The organism is Bacillus sp. LH1, assembly GCF_057924895.1.
The window spans coordinates 2,601,941-2,627,800 of the sequence record NZ_CM175007.1 but is presented as its reverse complement, the minus strand read 5'-3'; the positions used below and the strand labels follow the sequence as shown (position 1 = coordinate 2,627,800).

28 protein-coding genes and 2 pseudogenes are annotated in these 25,860 nt (G+C 31.6%); 11 read left to right on the top strand and 19 right to left on the bottom strand.

Translation table 11 applies throughout. The features are described 5' to 3' along the window. The first annotated feature begins 20 nt into the window (after positions 1–20). The 3 genes and pseudogenes from ACX9TM_RS13585 to ACX9TM_RS13575 all read left to right on the top strand — a co-directional run bounded on the left by ACX9TM_RS13585 (position 21) and on the right by ACX9TM_RS13575 (position 1,556). Positions 21–548: a GNAT family N-acetyltransferase gene (locus tag ACX9TM_RS13585; protein WP_063220378.1), complete on the top strand. Its 528-nt coding sequence runs from the start codon at positions 21–23 to the stop codon at positions 546–548. Positions 549–564: 16 nt separating this feature from the next. Then, positions 565–1,086 carry a YfiT family bacillithiol transferase gene (locus ACX9TM_RS13580; protein ID WP_000999070.1) on the top strand — a complete coding sequence of 174 codons (522 nt, stop codon included), beginning with the start codon at positions 565–567 and terminating at the stop codon, positions 1,084–1,086. Position 1,087: 1 nt separating this feature from the next. Then, a pseudogene (locus tag ACX9TM_RS13575) lies at positions 1,088–1,556 on the top strand (GNAT family N-acetyltransferase). 120 nt (positions 1,557–1,676) lie between these two features. Here the strand turns inward: ACX9TM_RS13575 and ACX9TM_RS13570 are convergent. Then, positions 1,677–2,054, bottom strand: coding sequence for a PH domain-containing protein (locus ACX9TM_RS13570; protein WP_000522476.1), 378 nt, complete (start codon positions 2,052–2,054; stop codon positions 1,677–1,679). A 179-nt stretch (positions 2,055–2,233) separates the two neighbouring features. Between ACX9TM_RS13570 and ACX9TM_RS13565 the strand changes: the two genes are divergently transcribed. From ACX9TM_RS13565 to ACX9TM_RS13545, 5 genes are all read left to right on the top strand, one after another. Then, on the top strand, positions 2,234–3,085 hold the full coding sequence (locus ACX9TM_RS13565) for a patatin-like phospholipase family protein (RefSeq protein ID WP_059303764.1): 852 nt from the start codon (positions 2,234–2,236) through the stop codon (positions 3,083–3,085). A 12-nt stretch (positions 3,086–3,097) separates the two neighbouring features. Next, positions 3,098–3,469, top strand: a complete 372-nt coding sequence (locus ACX9TM_RS13560; protein WP_063220379.1) for a YxiJ-like family protein — start codon at positions 3,098–3,100, stop codon at positions 3,467–3,469. Between the two features lie 281 nt (positions 3,470–3,750). Continuing rightward, complete coding sequence (locus ACX9TM_RS13555; RefSeq protein ID WP_065382398.1) at positions 3,751–4,116, top strand: hypothetical protein; 366 nt, start codon at positions 3,751–3,753, stop codon at positions 4,114–4,116. Between the two features lie 89 nt (positions 4,117–4,205). After that, complete coding sequence (locus tag ACX9TM_RS13550; RefSeq protein WP_100651690.1) at positions 4,206–5,831, top strand: DnaJ family domain-containing protein; 1,626 nt, start codon at positions 4,206–4,208, stop codon at positions 5,829–5,831. Between the two features lie 78 nt (positions 5,832–5,909). Next, a complete protein-coding gene (locus tag ACX9TM_RS13545) occupies positions 5,910–6,725 on the top strand; it encodes a YwqG family protein (RefSeq protein WP_000799803.1) in 816 nt (271 codons plus the stop codon). Positions 6,726–7,448: 723 nt separating this feature from the next. Here ACX9TM_RS13545 and ACX9TM_RS13540 read toward each other — a convergent pair. Together ACX9TM_RS13540 and ACX9TM_RS13535 are read right to left on the bottom strand one after the other, a co-directional pair. Beyond that, positions 7,449–7,844, bottom strand: coding sequence for a RidA family protein (locus ACX9TM_RS13540; RefSeq protein ID WP_001169716.1), 396 nt, complete (start codon positions 7,842–7,844; stop codon positions 7,449–7,451). 152 nt (positions 7,845–7,996) lie between these two features. Beyond that, the gene (locus ACX9TM_RS13535) at positions 7,997–8,992 is read right to left on the bottom strand and encodes an LAGLIDADG family homing endonuclease (protein WP_065382411.1); all 996 of its coding nucleotides are present in this window, start codon (positions 8,990–8,992) and stop codon (positions 7,997–7,999) included. 296 nt (positions 8,993–9,288) lie between these two features. On the opposite strand from ACX9TM_RS13535, the gene ACX9TM_RS13530 reads away from it, so the two are divergent. Next, on the top strand, positions 9,289–10,251 hold the full coding sequence (locus ACX9TM_RS13530) for an MBL fold metallo-hydrolase (protein ID WP_065382410.1): 963 nt from the start codon (positions 9,289–9,291) through the stop codon (positions 10,249–10,251). A 63-nt stretch (positions 10,252–10,314) separates the two neighbouring features. Here ACX9TM_RS13530 and ACX9TM_RS13525 read toward each other — a convergent pair whose 3' ends face one another. The 15 genes and pseudogenes from ACX9TM_RS13525 to ACX9TM_RS13455 all read right to left on the bottom strand — a co-directional run bounded on the left by ACX9TM_RS13525 (position 10,315) and on the right by ACX9TM_RS13455 (position 23,022). Next, positions 10,315–11,238, bottom strand: coding sequence for a hypothetical protein (locus ACX9TM_RS13525; protein ID WP_065382409.1), 924 nt, complete (start codon positions 11,236–11,238; stop codon positions 10,315–10,317). 223 nt (positions 11,239–11,461) lie between these two features. Beyond that, positions 11,462–12,592 (bottom strand): DNA polymerase III subunit beta, encoded by a 1,131-nt coding sequence (gene dnaN, locus ACX9TM_RS13520; RefSeq protein ID WP_000394467.1) that lies wholly within the window; start codon positions 12,590–12,592, stop codon positions 11,462–11,464. A 30-nt stretch (positions 12,593–12,622) separates the two neighbouring features. Continuing rightward, the gene (locus ACX9TM_RS13515; RefSeq protein ID WP_000757601.1) at positions 12,623–13,066 is read right to left on the bottom strand and encodes an NUDIX hydrolase; all 444 of its coding nucleotides are present in this window, start codon (positions 13,064–13,066) and stop codon (positions 12,623–12,625) included. 278 nt (positions 13,067–13,344) lie between these two features. Then, positions 13,345–13,770 carry a GNAT family N-acetyltransferase gene (locus ACX9TM_RS13510; RefSeq protein ID WP_000706722.1) on the bottom strand — a complete coding sequence of 142 codons (426 nt, stop codon included), beginning with the start codon at positions 13,768–13,770 and terminating at the stop codon, positions 13,345–13,347. 250 nt (positions 13,771–14,020) lie between these two features. Next, positions 14,021–14,647, bottom strand: coding sequence for a cadmium resistance transporter (locus ACX9TM_RS13505; RefSeq protein WP_000633409.1), 627 nt, complete (start codon positions 14,645–14,647; stop codon positions 14,021–14,023). Between the two features lie 250 nt (positions 14,648–14,897). After that, positions 14,898–16,106, bottom strand: a complete 1,209-nt coding sequence (locus tag ACX9TM_RS13500; RefSeq protein ID WP_000815119.1) for an L-lactate MFS transporter — start codon at positions 16,104–16,106, stop codon at positions 14,898–14,900. Positions 16,107–16,385: 279 nt separating this feature from the next. Then, entirely contained in the window at positions 16,386–16,529 is a 144-nt protein-coding gene (locus ACX9TM_RS13495) for a hypothetical protein (RefSeq protein ID WP_000653680.1), read from the bottom strand. A 31-nt stretch (positions 16,530–16,560) separates the two neighbouring features. Then, on the bottom strand, positions 16,561–17,577 hold the full coding sequence (locus ACX9TM_RS13490) for a serine hydrolase domain-containing protein (RefSeq protein ID WP_000288895.1): 1,017 nt from the start codon (positions 17,575–17,577) through the stop codon (positions 16,561–16,563). Between the two features lie 101 nt (positions 17,578–17,678). Continuing rightward, the gene (locus tag ACX9TM_RS13485; RefSeq protein WP_001071389.1) at positions 17,679–17,945 is read right to left on the bottom strand and encodes a heterocycloanthracin/sonorensin family bacteriocin; all 267 of its coding nucleotides are present in this window, start codon (positions 17,943–17,945) and stop codon (positions 17,679–17,681) included. Positions 17,946–18,144: 199 nt separating this feature from the next. After that, on the bottom strand, positions 18,145–18,591 hold the full coding sequence (locus tag ACX9TM_RS13480) for an NUDIX domain-containing protein (RefSeq protein ID WP_000836832.1): 447 nt from the start codon (positions 18,589–18,591) through the stop codon (positions 18,145–18,147). A gap of 16 nt (positions 18,592–18,607) precedes the next feature. After that, the gene (gene cutA, locus ACX9TM_RS13475) at positions 18,608–18,955 is read right to left on the bottom strand and encodes a divalent cation tolerance protein CutA (protein WP_001160791.1); all 348 of its coding nucleotides are present in this window, start codon (positions 18,953–18,955) and stop codon (positions 18,608–18,610) included. A 30-nt stretch (positions 18,956–18,985) separates the two neighbouring features. After that, the gene (locus ACX9TM_RS13470) at positions 18,986–19,444 is read right to left on the bottom strand and encodes a GNAT family N-acetyltransferase (RefSeq protein ID WP_001102671.1); all 459 of its coding nucleotides are present in this window, start codon (positions 19,442–19,444) and stop codon (positions 18,986–18,988) included. A 76-nt stretch (positions 19,445–19,520) separates the two neighbouring features. Then, positions 19,521–20,445, bottom strand: a pseudogene (locus ACX9TM_RS13465) (nucleoside hydrolase). A 162-nt stretch (positions 20,446–20,607) separates the two neighbouring features. Next, positions 20,608–21,969 (bottom strand): family 8 glycosyl hydrolase, encoded by a 1,362-nt coding sequence (locus tag ACX9TM_RS13460; RefSeq protein ID WP_072770320.1) that lies wholly within the window; start codon positions 21,967–21,969, stop codon positions 20,608–20,610. Positions 21,970–22,107: 138 nt separating this feature from the next. After that, on the bottom strand, positions 22,108–23,022 hold the full coding sequence (locus ACX9TM_RS13455) for a DMT family transporter (protein WP_000551623.1): 915 nt from the start codon (positions 23,020–23,022) through the stop codon (positions 22,108–22,110). A gap of 152 nt (positions 23,023–23,174) precedes the next feature. Between ACX9TM_RS13455 and norG the strand changes: the two genes are divergently transcribed. Next, the gene (norG, locus tag ACX9TM_RS13450; RefSeq protein WP_065382533.1) at positions 23,175–24,608 is read left to right on the top strand and encodes an efflux pump transcription regulator NorG; all 1,434 of its coding nucleotides are present in this window, start codon (positions 23,175–23,177) and stop codon (positions 24,606–24,608) included. A gap of 44 nt (positions 24,609–24,652) precedes the next feature. Here the strand turns inward: norG and ACX9TM_RS13445 are convergent, their stop codons facing one another. After that, a complete protein-coding gene (locus ACX9TM_RS13445) occupies positions 24,653–25,183 on the bottom strand; it encodes a DUF4269 domain-containing protein (RefSeq protein WP_000495197.1) in 531 nt (176 codons plus the stop codon). Positions 25,184–25,349: 166 nt separating this feature from the next. Between ACX9TM_RS13445 and ACX9TM_RS13440 the strand changes: the two genes are divergently transcribed. Next, positions 25,350–25,811, top strand: coding sequence for a DUF2306 domain-containing protein (locus ACX9TM_RS13440; protein ID WP_000021743.1), 462 nt, complete (start codon positions 25,350–25,352; stop codon positions 25,809–25,811). Positions 25,812–25,860: the final 49 nt, after the last annotated feature.

The window sequence follows — 25,860 nt, the reverse complement described above, 5'->3', positions numbered from 1 at the left end:
ATCTAGAAGGAGAATACGGGATGGAAATATACATAGAGCAACTAAAGAAACAAGATGCTAAGGATTTATTTACGTTTGAACTTACGAATAAATCTTTTTTTGAAACAATGGTACCAAATCGTGGCTCAAAATATTTTGAATTTGAATATTTCCAAAAACTACTAGACGATTTATTAATAGAACAAGCAGATGGAGATTCTTATTTTTATTTAATTCGTAATGAAGAAAAAGAAATTGTAGGGCGAATTAATTTAGTAGATATAGATACGGAAACTCGAATTAGTTCGCTCGGGTATCGGGTCGGAGAAAAATTTACTAAAAAAGGAGTTGCAACAGCAGCCGTAAAATTAATTTTAGATGTAGCGAAAAATAATGAAATTACTGAAGTTCATGCTAAAACAACGACTAATAATCTCGCATCACAAATTGTACTAGAAAAAAGCGGATTTTCTTCTTATCAAAACGAATCAGATACAACTTCTGTAGAATTACATGGAGAACATGTGAAGTTTGTACACTATATTTGGAGAAATACTTCACGCTTATAATAAGGAGGACTTATTCATGAATGATTTACGTTATCCAATTGGCCAATTTACATACAAACGTCCTATAACTGAAGAAATGATTGATACATGGATTCAAGAAATTGAAGATTTACCAAATGAACTAACAAAGGCAATTAAAGATTTAGATCAGAAGCAGTTAGATACACCATATCGCGTTGGAGGTTGGACTGTACGTCAAGTAGTTCATCACGTCGTTGATAGTCATATGAATAGCTACATACGCTTTAAATTAGCACTGACAGAAAAGAATCCCACTATTAAGCCGTATAAAGAAGAGAAGTGGGCAGAGTTACCCGATTCAAAATTACCGGTAGATGTTTCACTAGTAATGCTAGATTCATTACATAAAAGATGGGTTAACCTTTTATATTCTCTAGAAATTGAAGATTTAGAAAAGACATTTAACCATCCTGAAACTGGTGAAACAAAACTTGCTGTTGCAATAGGACTATACGCATGGCATGGTCGTCATCATACCGCTCATATTACTTCTTTAAGAAAGCGGCTGAATTGGTAACATGGATATTATATTAGAGAAGGCGACAGAAACTGATGCAGAAGTTATATTTCAAATGCAAATAGACTCATTTAGCCCTTTATTACATAAATATAAAGACTATGAAACAAATCCAGCAAATGAAACTATCGAAAAAACTATTTGTAGAATAAATCATGTAGACGGTGGCTTCTATAAAATAATAGTGGCAATGAATCTTGTTGGAGCGATATGCATTTCACCAAAAGAAACACCCTCTAAATTTTGAGTCCAATGTTTATTCACCCGAGTTATCAAGGAAAAGGAATTGCCCAAAAGGTACTTACATTAATTGAGGAAATGTTTCCTGAAGCAACGAGCTGGGAACTTGCTACTATTTTAGAAGAAGAGAAAAATTGCTTTTTATACGAAAAGATGGGTTATAAAAGAACAGAAGTTATAAAGAAATTAAATGATGAACTACACTTATTTATTACAAAAAAGAAAGGTAAAGCATATAAAATACGCTTTACCTTTTTATGTTATTTTAGATTAAATATACAAAAATAATGTATGTTCTTCCAAAATACTCGGGTTAGTAATTTTAAAAATGAATAAAAATACAAAACCCACTACTTAGTCGTAAAGGTTACTAACGCTTTTTGAATGCTTAAAATACTATCGTCACCTTTAAATTCTTTCGTAATTGGTTCCTCCATACTAGACACCCAAATTTTAAGTTCTGCATCTAAATCAAAATGCCCAGCCGTTTCGATGCTATATTGTGTAATACTTTTATAAGGAATAGAATGGTATTCTGTTTTTTTGCCAGTTACTCCTTGTTTATCTACTAATATAAGACGACGATTTGTAAATACGATTAGATCACGAATTAATTTATAAGCATGCTCTACTTTTTCATCGTCTAGCATAATCTTCTCTAAATCACGTTCTACACTTTCAGAACTCGTATTTGATGCATTTCCTAAAATACCGCTAAATAAACCCATATTAAATTCCTCCTTTAATATATGTGGAATGAATTACTTATATTGTAACATGTTACTCACAAAGATATTATGACATTACTTTAGTAGTTTCTGGTTATTGTTGTAATTAGTTTATAAAACCTCATCTTAAAATCTTATGCTAATATGAAATTAAGAAAAAAGAAGCAGAGGGATATAGCATGAAGAATATTGGTTTAGTATTAGAGGGTGGAGGAATGAAAGGTTTATATACTGCAGGTGTACTCGAATATTTCATGGAAAAGAACTTATTCTTTCCGTATGTAGTCGGCGTATCAGCTGGAGCCTGTATGGGAGCAACCTATTTGTCACGTCAAAAAAGTAGAAATAAGAAAGTAAATACAGAGCTAGTATCAGATTACAGGTATATATCTTATCGAAACTTAATTCGAAAACGTGAATTATTCGGAATGGATTTTTTATTTGATGAAGTACCTAATAAAATTGTACCATTTGATTTTCAAACTTTCTTAAACTGTAATGAACAGTTTGTTATAGGGACGACTGATTGCGAATCAGGACAAGCCATTTATTATAATAAAGCAGAACACGGAAATGATATTTTAAAAATCATCCGTGCATCCAGCTCTGTGCCGTTTATAGCACCTGCTGTAGAATATGATAATCGAAAATTACTAGATGGAGGAATTATAGATCCTATACCAGTTTTAAAAGCTCAAACTGATGGTTATGAAAAGAACGTTGTAATTATGACAAAGCCAGAAGGATATGAGAAGCAGCGGAATAAATTTTCAGGCCTGGCTAAAATTTTATATAGAAAATATCCGAAAATCGCAGAGAATTTAGTAGACCATTATCGTTTTTATAATGAGACGATATCTTATATGAATCGAGAAGAACAAAAAGATAATTTTTATGTAATTCAACCAAGTGTACAGCTTCCTATAAGCGGAATAGAAAGAAATAAGGAAAAGCTTGTTAATCTATATAATCTTGGGTATATCGATGCTCAATATCATTATGAAAACTTATTAAATTGGATAGAGAAATAAAGGAGGAGAAAGTTGAAGTTAGGAAAACAAATTATTTTTAAGGAATTGCAGAAAATGCATAGTCCACTTCATAAACCGTTTCCTTATCGTGCTACAGCAAAATTGCAGCGAGACTTAAAAAGTAAATTTACCGAAGATGATTGTATAAACGCTGATTTTAATCATTATTGGATGCATACAGCAGCTACTTTAAATTCTATACTAAATGGAAACGAACTGAACATTACGTTTCAACAAATAAAGTGGTTAAAAAAATCGTTTTTTGAGTGGTTTCCGCAATATCGTTTTATAGAAACAGAAATTGTGAAGTATCCTATTTTGTATAGAGATTTCATGAATTATGAGAAGACCAGGAAGCTATTACTTTATTACCTTACTGAATAAAAGCGAAAACGTACAGGTTACATTACTTGTACGTTTTTTTGTTCATAAAACATTCAATATTAACAACTAGTTTATATAGGAATTCTAATGAGAAGAAAGAAGTACATATAATAGAATGCTACAGGGGAGGAGAGAGGAATAGCTGTTTTGCTTTAAGTTATTGTCCAACTCGAATACAGTTAGTTATTTATGTTAAAATATTTCGAGTGAAATCAAGCTTTTAAGGATTTCATTAAACATTAAACAAAACAAGTTAGCAACGTAGAAGGGATAACATTAACATGAAAAACGTATCAAATATAGATAAAGTAGAATCAATAAAATCTTTACAGTCAACAATTAGTAAACTTGAAAATGCCTTGTCACAGATGACTCAAAAAGGATCAAATACTACTTTAGTGAAAAAAAGACTCAAAGCAGCTAGTATCGGCTTAGCTATGTTAGAAAGTGTTTGGAAGCAAGAAACTCATCATTATACTCAGGAAGATTTAGCGGAAGCTCGTAATGTTCTAATTGGTTTGCTTCCATCAATTGAACAGATTTACGTTAAGTCAAAGCTTGGGAGTCCTCAAAGAACGCTTTTAGAAAGAAGAATAAAATCATTAGAACTTTCTATTCAGGCAATTGATTATTTTTCTAATAAATAACTTCGCTAAACAAATAACTTACGACTACTTTTATATAGGGATTCTAATGAAAAAAACTACATATAGAATACTACAAAGGAAGAAGAGAGGTGACTACAATAATCAGTCCTAAGTTAGAGAAGCTTAAAAATCAATTAAAGAATGGAAACGAAAAAGCTCTTTATACTTTTTTGCATGAAATAAAGTCAAATCACACGCCACTAATAGAACAATGCCCTGCAGATAATCAGTATAAGCTTATAACGTATATATGGTTAGGGGATCAAAACACTGAAAACGTTTATGTATTCGGTAGTTTTCCTGGTTGGGATTTGTCTGTAAATCAATTACAACGATTGTTACAGACAGATATTTGGTATGTTACGTTTAGAACAAATAAGAGTTTTATTTCAACTTATTATTTTACAGTAAATGATTTTTTCGAAAATAATTGGATAAAGCGTAGTGAACAGTATCGATTAGACCCATTTAATAAAAATACATTTGGAGAAGGTACCAATAAAGCGTCTGTGTTAAAAATAAGTATGGACATGCAGTATAGCAGTCGTTTCCCTTCAAATCATTATCCATCTGGGAGAATTGAAACATATTCTTTTCATAGTTCGATTTTAAATAACACACGTAAAATTCATATTTATACGCCTCATGATTATTCTCACACTCCACATCCTCAAGAACTTCTCATTGTATTTGATGGGAATTCATTCATTCAGAGCCTTTCAATTGAAAAAACACTTAATTATTTAATTTACGAAAAAGAAATCCCATCTTGCATTGCTGTTGCTATAGATCCTGTCGATCGATTAGAAGAGCTAACTTATAACGATAAAATGAATGCATTTTTAACGAAGGAATTACTTCCGTGGATTCAAGCTAAGTATCACGTTTATCAAGAAAAGAATCATACAACAATTGCTGGTTTCAGTCTTGGTGGCTTAGCAGCTTTTTATGCAGCACTTCAAAATCCACATATTTTCGGAAATGTGTTGTCAATGTCTGGATCCGTACATTGGAAAAAGGATAATTATGAAAATACAATTCCTTGGATTGAAAATCAAATTTCATCAATAAATTCTAATGCGACTCATCTACATTCTTACATAGCAGTAGGCGAACTCGAAAACGAACCTCTTTTAACGGCTAATAGACGGCTATATAAAGCTTTAGAAGCAAAGAAATACCAAACCACTTACGAAGAGTTTCAAGGTGGACATGATAGCGTATGGTGGCGAGAAAAGCTATTCGATGGATTAAGGGCATTAGAATTTACAAAAACGACATTAGAAAATAAAAAGGAGAGAGAATCTATGAATCAAGAAGAACTAGATAAAAAACTAAAAAAACAAGAGATTTTAGTAAAAGATGAGAAAGTTTGGTCTTATACGTATGAGGATCATATTAGTTCTATCGTTAAACAAGCAGAACAGAAAGGAGCTTTTGATCATTTACCTGGTAAAGGGAAACCTCTTAATCTTGATAAAGATCTTTCGTACAATCCTGAAAAGCAACTTTATAGAACTTTAGCAAATAATCACGTTTTACCTAGGTGGATTGAGCTTTCAAAAGAAATTGATGATTTAAAAGAAAAGCTAAAAGAAAATACAAATACTGCAGAAGTAGCGGATTTAATTCGAACTATTAATAAAAAGGTATTAGAACATAATCTACTTTGTCCACCAAGCGCGCAAAAAATGAGGGTGAAAATGGATTTTTAACGATTTTCAATTAAGCTATCGCTTACTATATAATTAAGTTAGGTATTTTCAATTCATTACTAAAAGGAGGTAAATATAGTGAAGAATACGTATCAACTTCAAATTCCGAAAGAACTAGAACAGTATCGTAGTATTTTAGAAGAAAGTGTGAAACCGTATGTTAAAGTGTCTGGAACATTAGCAGAGACAACGCTTTTTGAAAGTAAGTTTGGTGGATATCCGTATTTACCTATAGATCAAGAGCATCCTAAAGACTCAAACGGACAACCTATGATGCTACTTGCGCAGTTAAACCTTGAAGAAATACCAAACATTGAACATATGCCTCAACATGGAATGTTACAGTTTTTCATAAGTGCTGAAGAAGATCTTTTTGGAGCAGATTTTGATCATCCCACAAGCCAAAAAGACTTTCGAATTGTTTATCATTCTACAATCACAGCGGATTTAACTAAGGTGATTACTGATTTTAGTTATTTAAACACTTTAGATTTAGAGAATTTTATCATACCCAAAGCAGCAAAACTAAAGTTTGAGTTGGCATATCAACCAGTAACACCAAGAGATTATCGATTTGAAATGATTTTTAATGATAACATTGATTGGGAAGAAATTGTTGATGAAGAAAATAATACAGAATTAGGCGAACTGTATGATGATTTATGTAAGGATCAAGGACATAAAATTGGTGGTTATCCATTTTTCACACAGACAGATCCAAGGGAATGGGAAGAAAAATACCAGCAACATGACATATTATTGATGCAAATCGATACAGACGATTCATTAAATATTATGTGGGGCGATTCTGGGGTTGCTAATTTCTTTATACGTAAGGAAGATTTGTTAAATCTAGATTTTTCCAATGTCATTTACAATTGGGATTGTTACTAGAAGATATAAATAAAATAATAGCAAACAAAAAATCTTCCTGAAGGTGAGGAGGATTTTTTTATGTTAAAAATAAGCGTTATGTTAACTAGAATAAAAAACAATGAGTGTAATGAAAGTCAAGCCTAAATAACAGAAATAACAACAAATAATGTAAAGTTGTAAAACATGTGCAAATAGCAATTAATTCATTAAGTAAAACATAAAATAAAATTATTAATTTATATTTTGTATAGAAATAATTTTTCTGTATAAAAATTTCTTGCCAATCAAAAATGTTTTTAATTCGTTAAATCTTAAGCGATTATTGATTAAGATTTGCTGTGATGAATTTATAACAAATAAAAACGATAAAAACTGAAGAAGTTTGTTTAGATAAGATTTAATGTAAATCTCACCAAAAATCTCTGTTTCGTCTCATTAAGTATAGTTTACTTGGGTTTTGATACCTGGTATTGCTTTGTTTCTATAACTGCCTATAATATATATTATGTTAACTAACTTTAAATAATAAACTTATTATAGGTAAGTTGATTTTTGTGATTAGCCTCCCCTCGTTCTTTTTAATCATTCTGTGTGATGGATTGTTTAGTTGTTTGTTTTATAAGTTGTTGATGAAAATGTCTCCAGATATAAATTATATTTAAGACAATAAAAAATGCAATTCGTTTTAACTGAACGCATTAAACGAATTGCATTGATATGATTCATAATAAGTTTTTAAAATTAGTTTGCTACAGCAATTGCTTCGATTTCAATTAAAAAGTTATCGTTAATTAACTTTCTAACTTCTACAGCTGAACTTGCTGGTGGATTTTTAGTATCAATGTATTGATCTCGTATATCTCTAACAGTGGCCATTTGAGAAATATCTGTTAGGAAAAATGTTAATTTTACTACATCATTAAATCTTAATTCCGAAGTTTCTAATGCACTTTTAATATTTTCGAAAACTTGTCGCGTTTGTGTAGCTAAATCACCAATGCCAACTATTTGACCATCAGTGTTAATCGCTACTTGTCCAGATATGTAAATTGTTCGTTTAGCGTTACTAACTTCCACTACATGTGAATATCCAGAAGTTGGTGGCATCGTTTCTGGATTGATAAATTTCTTTTGCAAGGTGTCTCTCTCCTTTTTTATCAAGACAATTGTAAAATCTATGTATTTACTATATTCAATCAATAAAATTAAGAATCCTTTATGATTTAAAAATAAAAAACCTTAGAATAGCTATCTTCATACCTATTCTAAGGTTTTTTAGGATTTTATATTTAGTTATCGCTAGTGGACATTGTTAAATTAATCTTTTCATAATCTCTTTTAAATTGATTATCATTTTTTAGCCAATGTTTGAAAGCCGATTCGCTTATTTCTAAATTTGAACAAGTTATAGCATTACATTTATTTTTCATATATTCTTCAAGGAAACTTTGTTTTCTTTGCTTAACAGCAGTTTGAGTTTGTTTTAATTTTCGATCTTGTAATTGATCTAAACTCAGACTTTCTTTCTGAAACACTTCATATTTTCTATGCAAATAAATATCTTTGTCTTTATAAATCCAATTTGAAAATAGTTGTATTGATTTTCTTCCAGATAAAATAACACGATAATGTTTGTTTTGATTTAGTAAATCGGCTCGTAAATTGCGATTTTGAAGAATTTGATGTAAAGAATTCATAAAGTTATATGATCCACCTACGAAATTAACTGTATAAGTTTCATACTTGACGTAACCATCCCCATCAAAATATCCACGAACAAAATGATGTAAATATTCTTCTGGTACTAAAGGAAATTCAATGTTAAAAGATTTACATGGCATGATTCCGTGAATATTCATTAGATCGTCTTTTATTACTTTACTATTAATGTTTAGCATATATACGCCTGTTTTTTTGTTTTGATAAAGTGGCTGGTTTGTTTTTAGTTCTTTTTTTATATCTTCTAAAATATAACTTTCTTTTTGAGATATACTGACACATTGATTTTCTTTCTGTATAACACCATCTGCTGCTATAAACCCTAAAATATAAGCCATATTGTTTGACCACGTTTTAAAATAATCTTCTGTTATGTCATACTTTCTCTTCCAACTCCCTATAGCGCGTCTTGGTACGTTATTGTCTGATAAAACCATACGAATATACCTTGCAGACACATTAGCAAGCATGGCGATTTCTGAGGTGCTCTTCCCTTCAGTATACAAATGCATGATTTCAGATTTTGATAGTTTACATTTTGAGTTCTTTTTTCTCTCTATTTGCACTTACGTCCTCTCCTTCCTTTCTTTTATTAGAGACATATTTTCTTCTATAACATACAACGAAACGTATGTTCTTTGTTGCGTATAAGAAGGAATTTACTAAATAAAAACAATTTACATGTACTTAATATTTGTTTTAGCTGCCACTGTGCAATTTGTACTTTATAGATACAAATAATGAATTTGACGAATTTATGAAATACAAGGCAATTTAGATGAAAGGTAAAATAATATAGTTTAAACTACAAATAGCTACAATAACAACATACGTAAATTGTTAATCGTAAAAAGGAGAACGAATGAATAAGAAATATACAAATCAAATTCATACTGATATGAGTTTTAAACCGAAAGATATTATAAGTTTAATGACGGATTACTTTAAAATAAAATCAAAGCTGCGTCCTATAAAGGATTTGCCTATCGTTTTATCAAATAAAGATAATGAATCGTTAGAGAGTGTTACATGGTTTGGCCATTCTGCTTCTCTTTTGAAAATAGAAGGTAAAAAACTATTATTAGACCCTATGTTTGGAGATGCCTCTTCCCCATTTCCTTTGTTTAATAGTAAACGCTATAGTGGTACTTTTTCTTTAGAACGTGATGACCTTCAAGAAATTGATGCGATTATCATTTCTCATAATCACTATGATCATTTGAATTACAAAAGTATTATGCAGTTAAAAGATCGCGCAAAGCACTTTTATGTTCCAACTGGAGTTGCACAATATCTTATTAAATGGGGTGTTTCGCCTAGTAAAATTAGTGAACATAATTGGTGGGACGAAATTACGTTTGATAATATTAAGTTAGTATGTGCGCCTGCAAGGCATTTCTCGGGACGTGGTATGACAGATAGAGATCGTTCATTATGGTGTTCATGGCTTATTCTTGGTAAAGAGACTAAAATTTTCTTTAGTGGTGATAGCGGTTATGCCCCTCACTTTAAGGAAATTGGTGATAAATACGGTCCATTCGATCTTACATTAATGGAATGCGGGCAATATGATCCGAGGTGGTCTGCTATTCATATGTTGCCTGAAGAAACGGTACAAGCTCATATTGATGTTAAAGGAGAATTACTTCTTCCGATTCATTGGGGGGCCTTTACGTTAGCATTACACGAATGGAGTGACCCGATAGAACGTGTTACGAAAGAAGCTAACCGTTTAGGAGTTAAAATTACAACGCCTCAAATTGGTGAATCTATTACGTTAAAATCTACAAATTATCCTTCATCCGCTTGGTGGAAGGAAATTTAATTTTAAAATATAAAAAGAGCGAATCCTCTTATAAAGAATTCGCTCTTTTTTCTGTATTTAAACTTATTTCACAATATTGGATTTCCCACTATCTAAAACTCTATTTGCTGGTACACTGGACATTTCAATCACTGTATTCATACTTTTATCAGTTAGTTCAATGAGTTCGTTTTCATGTTTTATTTTATTTAAATCCCACACCATCCCATGAAATTCATTATACTGACCACTTACTTTTATAATGCTTTTTGTTTTATTTGAAGGCTGTATTTGAAGATTTGTAAATTGATTCCCACTAATTTCATTTGGCGTAGTTACTTGACTATCCATATAAATCATATTTACACAGTCTTCTAAAGAAAAGTTCATAAAACGATTGGCATTTATCCAAGCTTGTCCGGTGCTCGGTTTTTTTGCTACTAATTTTAGTCCGGTTTCCATTCCTACAATTTTAATGTTTTCGAAGTTAACAAACGAAATTTCATTTTCTTTTCCAGCAGAGTATAAAGAAATTCCGGTACCTTTATTCGTTTCCGTCCAATTGATAATATTTATATCTTTTATTTGTGTTTTGTTCCAAGTGTTATAATATTTATTTTTACCGTCTAAATAAATAACTTCAGAGTTAAATTTAGGATCGTCAATAGCTATATACGCTCCTTCAATGGATGCGTTGTTCTCCAGTTCTAGAACTCTAAAGTTTCCCTCAACTACAAATTGGGATCCATAACCAAATAATAATTTCACACCTTTTTTAACAATGATTGGTGACGTAATTTTATACTTCTTATCATCAAGTAATACCGTTTTAAATTTACTAGATTCTGCTTTATTAATAGCAGATTGTATTTTTATTGAATCATTTTCCCCTTTAAAGTTTTCTACATACAAGTTAGTACTTTTAGCTGCATAGTCTTTTTTGTTGTATTGATAAAAAGCAAAAGTAATTAAAACTATACCAATGAGTAAAACAATTATTTTCTTCATCATACTCACCCCATATCGATTAATCTATGGCTTTTATATTGAGGTTATTATTATTTTGCTTTGTATTTCAGATTACCATTGCTGCTTTGTCTATGATTGAATTATATTATGTAGGATTTAGTAAACTGTTTGCTTTACTAATACATCATTCTTATAATGTATTGATTTATGATTTCATAAATCAATAGTCTGCTTGTACATAATGTAATTCCTTCCTCTATCCCTAATACGCTCTTACTGGTGATATAAGATGTACTGCTGCAGATTGTTCTCCTGCTTCAATCAATATCGGTCTCATAGAACCGCCAAAGCTTAAAGTAATCGTTTCTTCTTTTATTGCTCGTAAAGCATCAACCATAAAACGCCCATCGAAAGATATATTTAATTGTTTTTCACCTTGAATCGCATCTATTTGTTGCGTTTCGGATATTTTCCCAATTTGAGAAGCGTTTGAAGAAATTTTAATTGTGGATTCGTTTATGATTTCTAAGTTAACATTGTTATTGGCCCATTCACTTGCTAATAAACTTGATCGGTCTACACCTTGTAATATCTTTTTTCTATCTACGTTAATAATCGTTTTAAAATCATTTGGAATAAGGTTAGAAATATTAGGATATTTCCCTTCAATTAGTCTTGAATATAATGTAGTTGTTCCAAACGTAAATATAATATGACTCTCCGAAAAGTAGATATATACGAATTCCGAATTGCTGTTCATTAATTTTAGAAGTTCATTAATGGTTGCGCTTGGTACAATACAATTTGCTTTTACATCTGAGGAAAGTAGCGTTTCACGTATCGCTAGTCTATGTGAGTCAGTTGCAGCACAAATTAACTTATTATTAGATAACTCTATATGCACCCCAGTAAGAACAGGTCTAGATTCATTTTTTGCTACCGCAAAAACTGTTTGTTTAAATACTTCAATCAATTGCTCTGTCTCTACTTTGATTTCTGCATGATTGTCTATAAGTGGTACATTCGGAAACTCATCTGCAGGAAATCCATTTAAACTTAATGTGATTTCTTCTGATTGTATCTTAATAATTTGCTCATTCTTACTTTTTATTGCTATATCACTTGGCATTTTCTTTATTATTTCAATGAAATACTTTGCAGGTACAACAATAGTTCCTGCCTTTAAAATAGTTGCAATCTTTTCGTCTTCAATTAAAACAGGAATGAATTTTTCAATAAAAATATTCGAGTTACTTGCAATTAAAGTAATTCCAGATTGATCTGCAGTTATTTTTATACCAGATAATATAGGAATTAAAAATTTTGTTGATATTGCTTTGTTGACTTCTGAAAGTGCTTGAGTGAATTGTTTGTGATTAACGATAAACTCCATGTTTTCCCCGCCTTACATGAGATAATATTTTTATGAAGATTGATGAACGATTGTTCCGTTAAAAAAATAAGGTACTGTTTCTTTCTTTTGTAATAAATCTAGTAAATGTTCTGGTATGCGTAAATATGGAGCTGCTATATGTAATTCCATCCAAGTAATCTCTTCAATTTCTTTTGGCCTTGATATATATGTCTCTCCGCCAATTATTTCACCTAGAAAATTAAAGAAAATTGCATGATGATCTCTTTCCTCGAAAAAGGCTTCGCTGATAGAACAAATCCCTTTTACGTTTATATGTAACCCTGTTTCTTCTTTTACTTCTCGAATTACTGCTTCTTCCAATGTTTCTCCTAATTTAACTGCGCCACCTGGTAATGTATAATAAGAACCATTTTCCCCTTTGTTTTTTACCATTAAAATCTTTTCATTAGTTTTATCGTACAAAATCGCGTATGTAACATTAACTTTTTTCATATGTACCTCCTCTATTTTAATAAAAGGAATTTTCTGTCTTCTATTCATTCTACCATTAACTCCTTTTAATATATATAAGTTAGTTAAGTCTTGCCTTTACCACTATTGGTGGAGTTAATAAGAATAGGCTACTGATATAAAAAAAGAACGTACCTTAGGAAGAGTATCCAAAGTACGTTCTTGCAGTTTTAGAATAAAAATTGATCCAATTAATACTGAAATTAATAATAACCTCGCCCTTATTGCATTTGTATTCCAAATACTAATGTTAACAAATTCTATATACTTTTTAGCCGTTTTTCTAAATAATAATGATTATGTCCTTTCGGATAATCTTCACTTACTCCGATTACTTTATATCCATGCTTCTTATAAAAATCAGGAGCTTGGAAACTAAAAGTATCTAAATTGATTAACCTGCACTCTTTTTCAATTGCAAATTCTTCAATAAGTTTTATTAACTTGGTTCCATAACCTTCGTGTCTATATTCTTCAGAAACCCACAGGAAATCAACATGTACGTGGTGCCAAAATGTAATTGCAGTTATTCCACCTACAATTTTCCCCTTTTCATTTCTCACTATAAAACTAATTTTTTCTGAAGGCTTTTTCTCTTCATCTGAAATATGTTTTTGGTTATATTCAATTACTTTTTCTCTTATGTAATCACTATCTTCTTGGACCCATTGTTTTACTATTTTCATTTTAATTATCACGCTCCTTTTACGATAGCTATTCAACTTCATAATGCTAATGTCCTGTCTAAATAATAGTCGTAGATCACTAATACAATTGTTTCATTTCACTAAAATAAAAAAAGCCCTACTACATTTCATCTGTAATAAGACTTATATACGTTGTGTAGAATCTAGTTAATTTCAATGAATATAATTGCTCAAAAAATATTAAAATTGTTCAATTCTTTTTTATGAAAACTTCCGTTATTTCAACACCTTAGGAGAATAGTCCAATTGTACCACTACGAAAAAGAATGAACATTCCTAAACCAATTAGAACAATTGGAACAATAATATGACAGTTTTCCTCAAGTACTTTAGCTAGTATAGGAGCTTTTATCAATTTGTAGCTAATAAAACACCATATCGCTATCATGGAAAAAAAGATAACTAATGTAACGATATTTGTTTCAAGAGTTTGACTAGCAAACATTGGTATATAAATCGAAATATTGTCAGCTCCATTAGCTAATGTAATTGAAGCTACTTTAAATAATGAAACAGTAACGTTATCGATAACTTCATTACTTTTATAAGAACGAAGTGACAATAGTCCTTTAACCCCCATATAAATTGGCACGAATCCTAATAATCCAATCCACGAAACAGGAATGAAAAAAGAGCTTAAAGACCCAATGATACTTAGAAAAATAATCATACTAAATCCTAAATATTGTCCAATAACAATATAAAGTTTTTTTCTCGTAGCTTTTTCGCGGACAGCTCTTCCTTCTTTCCTAATTACTTCTGTTCTTACTTGTGAAAATAAAACAAGTAGTATAAAAATGTCATCAATATTTGTTGTAGCGAATGCCACAACAGAAGAAATTATGGTTGTAATCAATAAAAGCCAACTACTTTCATTGTAAACTGATAAGAAAATAATGGTCTATGAATGAAGTGCACGTTCCATCACAAAGTTTGTTAACTGTAATTTTCTAAATGTTTTTAGCAACATGTTAGTTCCTTTATAAAACAATATGAATATTCTAAGTATCTGCTACTCATTTCATTTTAAATTAAATAACTCTATTCTCTCTACACAAAAAATGTTTTGTACTAAAAAGAGCCCTATATTAGGACTCTTTTTAGTATTACGCCACTTTCCGATGTAGATGTTTTAGTTCCTTTGTCTTCTCTGCAGTTGGTGGACGGATTAATATTGAAATAATGAAGGAAATAACACTTAAAACACCAATTATAATGAAAGTTGGTTGAAATCCTCCAAGTATCGCTCCAATGAATGATCCTGCAAGCGCACCAAATCCGAAACCTTGGTAGACAATCCCGTAATTTGTACTATGGTTTTTTAATCCAAAGAAATCTCCGACAATAGCTGGGAATATAGTTATATTACCGCCGAAGCAAAAGGCGACACTTGCTACACAAGCAAAATAGATCCCGTAATTTAGCGGAATAAAACTTAAAGTAAAGACTGACAAACCTATAATAATAAACGTTGCAGAGACAATTTTCATTCGCCCGATTTTATCTGATAACGTCCCAAGAATGATTCTACCTACTGTATTAAAGATCGCAATCATAGCAACGGCGTTTGCAGCGGTTGCTGCGCTAAGTCCAACGAGTTGTACACCGATATCTTTTACCATACTGATTAAATACAAACCACCCATACACGAGGTGAATAACATAAAAAATAGCAGATATACTTGTTTCGTTCGCATCATTTCACGCGGAGTATAGTCATTGTGTAATGTTTCAGTTACAGCATTACTTACAATTGCCTCGCGTAAGAAGAACGATCCGATTAACACTAAAAGTAACACGATAATACCCCAATATAAGAATGCTTGTGATACACCAAGGTTATCGATAAGATTTCCGTTTATATATCTAAAGATTAAGCTGCCCATTCCATACGCTGATACAGATATACCTGAAATAAGCCCTTTCCGATTTGGAAACCATTTAATTAAATTAGATAGTGATGTAATATAAGCTGTTCCATCCGCATAACCAACAACGACACCAGCTAATAAATATAATAGTGGTAAAGAAGAAACTTGAGAACTAAGTATTAAGCCGAGTCCTAAAACAATTCCTGCAGTAGCAATAAGTTTCCGAAGTCCTAATTTTTTCTGTAACTTTGCTGCAAATAAAGTTGAGAATGATAAAGAAAAACTTGTTATAGAGAAAGTTATCGCTACTGCATTAAGATTCCATCCAAACTTACTTACAAGGGGTTGATTAAATAAACTCCATGTATAAATTGTTCCAAGTCCAATTTGAACAATGATTGTACCTAGAACAATTAGTAACGGATTTATAGAAGTTTGTTTCATGCTAACTGTCCCCTTCTTTTATCTTGACATGAATTTTCACAGTTAGTATATCCATCATAAATTGCAAGATACTGTACGGAAAATGGTAATTAAGTTCATATACACAAAAAGACACTTCATAAAGAAGTGCCTTTTGCAGGTTATATCAGATATTTCTAAAGAAAGCTTTGTTAAGATAAGACATTTTCAAATGCTTATGTATATATGTTATCAAATAATTTCTTAAATGTTATGAGACTTAAGACGTATTTTTCATTCATCATATAGTCGGATGAAAAATTAATATTCGATTTCATCAAAATCTTTCGGCTGCGGTACAGTTTGCATATTAGCTGCATCTTTAGGATCGCTATAAATTGCATTTTGCTCTGTATTTACATCTTTTATATTTTGCTTTTTATTTTTGTTCACTTTATCTTTCACTTCCAATCACTCCTTTTCGTTATAGGAGTAATTATGCCCTATTACCGTTACTAAATGTATCTGCGACTAAATTACTAAATTCACGTAAATAATATAAGTAATTATCACCACCGTAGTTATATCTTTTATTATACATTTTTGCAACAACTACATTATATTCAGGTATTACTAAAATGGTCGATCCAGTAATCCCTAATATTTGATACGACCCTTTTGGAACACGTTCACCAAGTTCGCTTAATTGCGCAGGCTCATTTTGGATGAACCAAAACAATCCATTTTGTGGTAGCTCTTTGTTTATATATGTTGGACTCTGCAAACTCGTAGCGATTTTTATAACTTCTTTTGGAACAATTTGTTTACCATCTATCCCACCTTGATTTAAATGAAGATTGCCCCACTGCGCAAATTCTCTAGCTGAGACAAACAAATTTTTTTCAGTACCGTCATCTACCGTACCAATTTCACTAATTGCGTCTTCATTTGGATTATTAACAACGTCAACTAAATTTTCATCTCGCTGAACTCTCCAACCTGTTTCTTGAAAATTAGCAGGCTTAAACACACGCTCCTTTAACAATTCAGGAAAACTTTTGTTATATAGCTGATAAATAAGACGTGTCATCATTCTTACATTAATATCTCTATACGCCCATGATTGCCCCGGTGCAAATTCACGAAAAATTGTCCTGTCATTCGTTTCTTCTAATCCATGCGAATGTGTTACTAAATGTCTTATCGTCGTTTTACTAAGCAATGCAGGATCAAAGTCTTTAAAATATTTTATCGCTTCATCATCAATAGAGTTTATTTTCCCCTCATAAAGCGCATACGCTATCATTAATCCTAAATAACTTTTTCTAGCAGAAGCAACGTTAAATTGTGAAGATGCTGTTACTCTCTTGGTTGTAGATGTATTTGAGTGATAACCACTATAATGCTCTAGTACGATTTTATTATCTTTTATAATACAAAGTGCTGTAGCAGAACTATGATTTTTTTCTTTTATATCCTCTACCCAAGAAATCAACTTATCATATGTATACAAATAAATCCCCCTTAATACACATCAAAATTACAGCATGAAAGAAAAGTGCAAAATAGTTTTTACACCTTTCTTTCATATAAAATAACTTGAATTTTCTATACTTAAATAATCCACCAGTTCCAGCAATTAAAGCAACTGAAACATCCTGCGCATCCTATGCATCCGCCGCAACGACCTGCACAACCACCACATCTACCGCCACATCCACCGCAACGTCCACCACAACCGCCACATCCGCCGCAACGACGTGCATCGTCTTGAATGTAATAGTATGGATATTGACTTTGTTGTTGATCCCAATACACAACATTGCCAGTTTGATAATCATTAAGGTTTAATGATTGTAGTTCTTGTTGAAACTGATTCATTATGAAACCCTCCATTTATAAATGTAAATTCCGTCCAAATATTAAAGTTAATAAATTCTTTTAAACAAAGTAGAAACAAGACTATAGACTAAATGCGTACATCAACAAAATATGAACTTACACTAGGTGATGTACCTTGTTTTTCAGCCTATTTTCTTTATATTCATTCGATGGACGTATTTACTATAAATAAAGTGATTTAAAAATTACTAATCCAACAATTTAGTAGTTCATCACTTAACTTTCTTTCTAGTAATTCCTTCACTAAAGGCATTGGCATGATTTCATAATGATTTAAGGCTTCTTTATTATAATCTATCCAGTGAAATGCTAAATGAGACTCGCTAGATTTCGGTGTTAAGTCCGTATGTAAATCTTGTGACTCTACTTCAAAAATGTGGTTAATTTCATGATGAAGCACTTCTTTATCTTGCCATTGATTTTCTATGACGCCTAAAAATTGTTGTATACTACAGTTTACTCCAAGTTCTTCTCTTAACTCTCTTTTTAATGCATTCTCTGCTGATTCTCCAATTTCAACATGGCCACCAGGTAAAAAATAATGATGGCCGATATATTCAGCAACTAATAATTTTTCATCTTTTATCATGACTGCTCGTACAATATGATGAAATTTACTTTTCAATTGATATTCCTCCTAGTTATTTAATGTATAGTTTCTCAAAATAGTCATTTAGTATTGGTATAATATAAATCATAGGTGTTTCATACGGATGAATATCATTAATAACTTCAAGAGCATCTTTTACAAGTTCTCGTTTACACTTTATTTCAACTTTACATTCTTGTCCTTCGCATATTTGACCAATTTCTCCATTAAAAGGAGATGCCTCTTCTAAAGGTCTCCAATATCCTTTCACTGAACTATAGGAAAGACAATGGTCATATTCGCCCGTTTTACATGCTCCAATTTTATTTAATTCATCCCTTAATGTTTCAATATATTCTTCAGGAATGAACACTTCAATTTTCACTTCAGTAAATTGCATATTTCATTTCACACCTTTACTTCTTAATAGTTAAACAAATAAACGGTATACTTGCTCACCATCATACTCCTGTCCTAATGATATGAAACCATATCGTTCATATAATTTCTTTGCAGAGAGATTATCTTTATGTACGGTTAATCTTATTTCTTTACACGATTTAAAAGTATTTTTTATTATATCAATACTTTCTTGTAATGCTGCTTTTCCATAACCATTACCTTGTTGCGATTGATCAATAATAAATCCGTTAATCCAATACATATCCGATGTCTCTATTACAACAGCATGCATAACAAAACCAACCATAAGGTCACCATCGTATATAGCGAATGGTATGTACTCTACATTGTCACCATCTGGTTTTATATATACTTTAGCAAGTGAAACTGCTACAGCGGGGACAAATTTTCTTTGATCTTCTTTAACTTGTAACTTTAATGCATCTTCCCAATTGTCTCTCGTAACAACCTTTAACTGGACATTCAATATTGTAAGCTCCTTTATCTAGAGGATGTATTTTTATATTCAACGCATTGAAATAATTCCCTTTTTCGACAGCAACTTATAACATAATTTTTATAAAATCTTGAATGAATTTTTCTGCATCTATTTCTAAAGCTATACGGGCTCCTTCAGATTTAGAGTTAGGGCGAAAATCAGCAAATGTTTGTCCTTTCGTATCTCCGTATGTATCTACATTTACTGTACGATGCACAAATTCAAAAAAACTTGGATTTTACTAATCCGCTTATTGCAACCACATCATGTAGCAAAGGTCCTTCCATAGATGGATTAAGTTTTTGGTATGCGGATAGATAGTAGTCATACATTGGTTTCATTATCATATGAAATGGATTCTTTGCATTAGCTTGAATATAGTTAAATACATTTGGTGTTAACACAGCTTTGTTTGTTACATTTAAAGGGAATATGAATAAATTCTTTGCTTGATGGAAAACAATTTTACTTGCTATCGGATCTCCATACACGTTTGCCTCTGCTAATGGCGTAACGTTTCCTACTTCTAAAAAAACACCACCCATGAAATAGATTCCTTTTACATTTAGCATTAAATCATTCCATAAATTAAAAGCAATTGCTAACGAGGTAGATCTTCCTACATCAACAATCGTTAAATCTTTTCCGTACTTTATAAGAATCGCAGCAATACTGCCGAAATTATATATTGGAATAGATAATATATTTCCTGGAACATGGATGGGCCCTAATCCTTCTGCTCCGTGAATTTCAGGATAGTACGTAGTGATTTCTTCTGTCAGTGGTTTTGTTGCACCACTAATGACAGGAATGTCTTGTCTATTTGCTAACTGTAAAATATACGCTGCATTATGTGCAGCATGTATATGCTCAACATTTCCGTATCCGGTTACAATACCGACAATTTCAATTTCGGGATGCAGTAAACCATACATAATGGCAAATGAGTCATCAATACCTGGATCTCCGAAAAATAATACTTTTTCCAAGAAATACTCTCCCTTCATAAAAACATAGAGTCATCAATAACTATGTATATGAAAAAAGCAAGTATATCTATGCGAATTTTAGAATGGATAATGTTTTACAAAACATTAAAAAGGAACTAGCGAATGCTAATTCCTTTCTTCAGTAACCATTCTCAAATTTAATTAATTATCGTATCCTTCATAAATTGCATCATTTATTAGATTTTGTGTTTTTTTATCATCAGGTACAGGCTTCCACCAATTTCCTGTAATAAATAACATAGTTAATAAATTATAACTATCACTAAAATAACTTTCTCTCTTATTCTTCATCCAATCCCAACCACTATTTACCCACTGTTGATTATTGCTACTCGTTATACTTGCAGCAATAAACGGTGAAACAAATACAGCAGTTGGATAACTACCAATATTGGATCCATTTAATTGATAACCATCCACAATTTTAGAAGGATTTCCATTCGTTTTATTTTGAATCCATGAAGAGACTTTATCAGAAATGACTTTACTTCGCTTCTCGCCGTACATCGCATAGTCCATTACAATTCTTAAAGGTACTCGACTAGCATTATAATAATATGCATTTGTATATTCTGACTCATCTAAGAAGTCTTTAGGTGCGGGTTGTGGTGGGTTTTTTACAACGAAATCTGAAATAAGTCCTGTATTTGGAGAGTACTTATTACTAAATTGCGTATAAACATCGTACAAATTATTAATAACAGTAAGCCAAGTTTTATCACCTGTAAATTCATAAAATGCTCTAAGGTGTGACATCATCCAATCAGATGGTCTCGTATCAAGTGAACTTTTAGAATCCCAATCTCCTAAATTTAGTCGGTTATTATTTGTAACATTACTAGCTTTAATACCTTTTGTAATCATGTCTTGTGCTTCTTTCAAATAATTAACTGTTCCATTAGATCCCCACTGCTTATGAGCAAGAAGAAGAGAATACGCAATATCTAAATCTCCATCAGTAGCAGAATCAAAATGACCTTGTGCTTTTTTACTATCTGCGACAACCCATCCCATTAAATTAGGATTTTGAGAGCTTTTAAAAGTTCTTGCTGTTTTAAATAATCCGTCATATATTTTTTGAGCATTCGAATCATAACCAGCCATTAATACTGTAATTATCATCCCATACCCTTGACCTTCTGAAGTTCCAAGTGGCTTAAACCCATCCGCATCACCTGTAATCTCTCCTTTTACGTAATAACCACCAGGTAAAGAAGATAAATCATTTTTCAAATATTTCTTTTTCCAATTATCGTAGTAACTTCTTACAGAAGCATTTAAACTTTCCTGTGTAACATGATTCGGTTTTATAACACCTGCATAATTAACTTGCTGGGGAAATGGTTTCATTTCCTTTGCAGCAGCTACTTGTTGATTAACTACGGGAATAGAATTTTGTATTGAATCGTCCGTTACACTTGCTGCGAAACTAGAATTAGAAAAACTAGCTAGTCCGATTCCTACAATAGAAATACATGTAAAAATATTTCTTTTTCCATTCATTATGTTGTCAGCTCCTTTTAAAATGCTTACTACATAAAATGTAACATACAATATTTAACTGAAATACAAAATATTATATTTATCAACATAAGAAAGAAACTATATAAAAAAGTATCATAAAATTATTATTGAATTACATTATACGGATTGATTATTTGCTAAATTCCTATGTTTTTCTTTTCTTAATACCGGTATATGAGCAATCACAATTCCAAGTATAGTAATTCCTCCGCCAATTATCGAAACCAAAGTTGGCACTTCTCCTAACCATATCCAAGCAATGAAACACGCAGTTATTGGCGTTAAATATAGAGAACTTGTTGCTTCAGAAGCACCAGCACGAGATATAATATAGGCCAATGCAATATACGGGAGTACTGTTGGAAAGACACCTAAATATATAACGCTCAAGTTAACTTCAAGAGGAGCTGCTAGTATTTCTTGATAAACTCCGGGTAAGAAAATAAGCATACATACAGTACTAGACAAAATTGTATATATGGTAAATGGTAAGAAGCCGTATTTTTTTAAGTAAGATGTTTGGAAAACGAAAAATAGACTTTCTGAAATCGCCGCTAATAATATAAATAATCCCCCGCTATTCAATTGAATAGCATCGCCCTGGCTAAATGAAATTAAGGCAATTCCTGCAAAACTAATTACACCACCAAGCCAACCATTTAATTTCATTTTTTCATTCAAAAAAACAGAAGCAAGAATTGCCGTCACTATTGGAGTGACTGAAATGATTAAACTTGCAGATCCAGCATTTACTGTTTTTTCGCCGTAGTTTAATGCGATGTGATAAATAGTAAATCCTAGAGCACCAAATATAAAAATTGCTGGGATATCCTTTAAATCCGGTAGTCGTAGTTTGTATATAAATGAAAATAACAAAAGTATAAATGAGGCGATTAATAAGCGTAGTAAAGTAAGGTGTTCAGGCGTATAAGATTCAAGCCCCATACGAATTGCTGGAAAAGCAGTTCCCCATATAAGAATTGTAAAAGCGTGAGCACATATAATGCGTAAATCCCATTTTTTATTATGCATATTTTCTCTCCTTCCCTAAAAAACCAACCATTTTTAAATTACCAATTATTTCTTTTCATCATATTTAATAGTTGATACAATGTCTTCAACCAGTTATTTATCGGAAAAACCAACCACTTTGAATCTTTTAAATAAACGAAGGAGTTTTTTATATGACGACCGATAAAAAAGTGCCCAAATATCGGCAGATAATAGACTATATGAAAGAAAAAATTGAAAACGGAGAATGGCCAATTGGAAGTAAAATCCCTAGTCAGCGGCAGTTAGCAAAATTATTTCATGTAAATCGAAGTACTGTAATAAATGCTCTAGGTGAACTTATGGCAGATGGTTTAATTCAAGGACAAATCGGAGCAGGAACAATTGTAATGAATAATACATGGTCATTATTAGCAACTAATCCTCCGCCCGATTGGAGTGAATATGTAAAAGCCGGTATTCATAAACCAAGTAAGTTAATGGTTCGAGAAATAAATGAAGCAGAAGCAAATAAAAAGCTTATCCATCTTAGTAAAGGTGAACTTGCACCTCACCTTTTTCCGCTCGAAACTATGCAATCTATAATAAAAAAAGTCAGTGAGGAATTAGATTATTTTGGATACGAAGAACAAAAAGGTTTTTATCCGTTACGAGAAGCAATAAGCCAATATGTAAGATCATTTGGAATACATGCATCACCGGATTCTATATTAATAGTCTCTGGTGCACTCCAAGCATTACAATTAATATCGATTGGTCTTTTACATAGAAAATCAACTGTTTTACTTGAACAACCTTCTTACTTATATTCACTTCATGTTTTTCAATCAGCAAATATAAATTTATCAGGTATATCAATGGATCATCACGGTATTTTACCTAACGACTTATTAAAACGAATTAAATATAGTCAAAAGAATAATATTTTATATTCAATCCCTTGTTTTCAAAATCCAACGGGGATATTGATGTCCAAAGAGCGAAGAAAAGAAATATTAAAAATATGTGAAAAAGAGCAATTGCCTATCATCGAGGATGATATATACCGAGAGTTATGGCTTGATGAATCACCTCCAGCTCCTTTAAAGTCGATGGATAAACATGGACATGTATTATATATTGGTAGTCTCTCTAAAACACTTAGCCCAGGACTTAGAATTGGATGGATAATCGGACCAGAACCTGTTATTGATAGATTGTCAGATATAAAAATGCAAACAGACTATGGATCCAGCTCTTTATCTCAAAGAGTAGCTGCTGAATGGATAAATGAAGGTTTTTATGAAGAACATGTAGCAAACGTAAGAATGCACCTGAAAGAACGAAGACAAATAATGATACGAGCTTTAAATAAATATTGTGCAGATATTGCATCATGGGATATTCCTAGTGGTGGATTTTTTATATGGCTAAAGGTTATACATAACATTCCGATGAAAAAACTATTTTCAGAGGCACTATCAAAAGGAATTCTTTTAAATCCGGGACGTATTTATGAAGAAGAATCAGATCAGTACATTCGTTTATCATATGGATATGCTACTCCAGAACAAATGACTAACGGAATTAAATTGCTCAGTGAATTAATTCGGAAGTTAACGGCATAAAAAAAATCCTCTTTTGTTTTTGGAGGATTTTTTATGTATCTTATTTACCACAATTTCATTTCCTGCCCTAATAAAATAAGCTCTTCATAAGGATCTCCGTCAATATTTAATACTTGAGCAAAAGCAGGTTCTGTTTTTAAACCTTGTTCCTTTAAGCGAATAACTTCTTCCCTTATATGGGGATGCTGCATTAATAGCATGTGTTCCACTATCATGTGTCTATATGCATTTTGATTACGCACTGGCTTCGGTTGAGCAAATAATTCAAATTCAAAACCTTCGAATTCAAAATTCACCTTTATCGATTCAGTACCTTTAATTTTTTTCTTTTTTATGTTGAACCCTCCATAAGAACCATATAAAGATCTCATTTCCTGCTCAAAAACATCAAAATTATATACTTCCATTACAATATCTAAGTCAGATTGAGGAGTATCAATTCTTATAGGGATTGTCCCGCAAAGAACGGGATTATATAAAGCTAAATCCTCCATTATGTTTAGGCTATTCAAAACATCATATATTTTTTGTTGTTTCTCATTGCCAGATTGTAAATATGTAATAGATGTAAACATAGAAGTCTCTCCTTCATTTAACATAATAATCATCTCACTAAATATTTAAATCATTGGGTTTTGTTCTAGGAGTACCTTTATTTCAATATATTAAGCCGAACTAACTATATTTTTCAACTTTTCTCCTATACTGCAATACTATAAAAATAAAAAAGGAGGAATTATTATGAGCATTTTTAACATTCTTTTAACCATACACATCCTATTTGGAACAATATGCTTAATCACTGGTATTGTAGCGATGGTTGCCCAAAAGAAGAAAGGAAAACATACCGAATGGGGCGAAATATATCATGCATCCTATGTTGTCATTACCCTTACGGCAATAATATTATCCATTATCAACTGGGATAAAATCGCATATTTATTTTATGTAGCAATCTTCTCTTATTCATTTGCGATTTATGGATACCTTGCACGAAAAAAACGTTGGAAAAATTGGCTCCATCACCACATTAGAGGTATGTTAGGTTCTTATATAGGTGCAGTCACCGCACTTTTAGTAAATATCGGCATCCATATTCCCATTATAAATTTACTTCCGCCAATATGGTTTTGGTTTTTACCGACCTTAATTGGTATCCCCCTCGTAGCCAGTGTATCAAAAAAATATAAAAAGCGTAGTTGAAATTAATTACATTTTGATTACTTTCTGATTATTAGAATGAAAAATTATA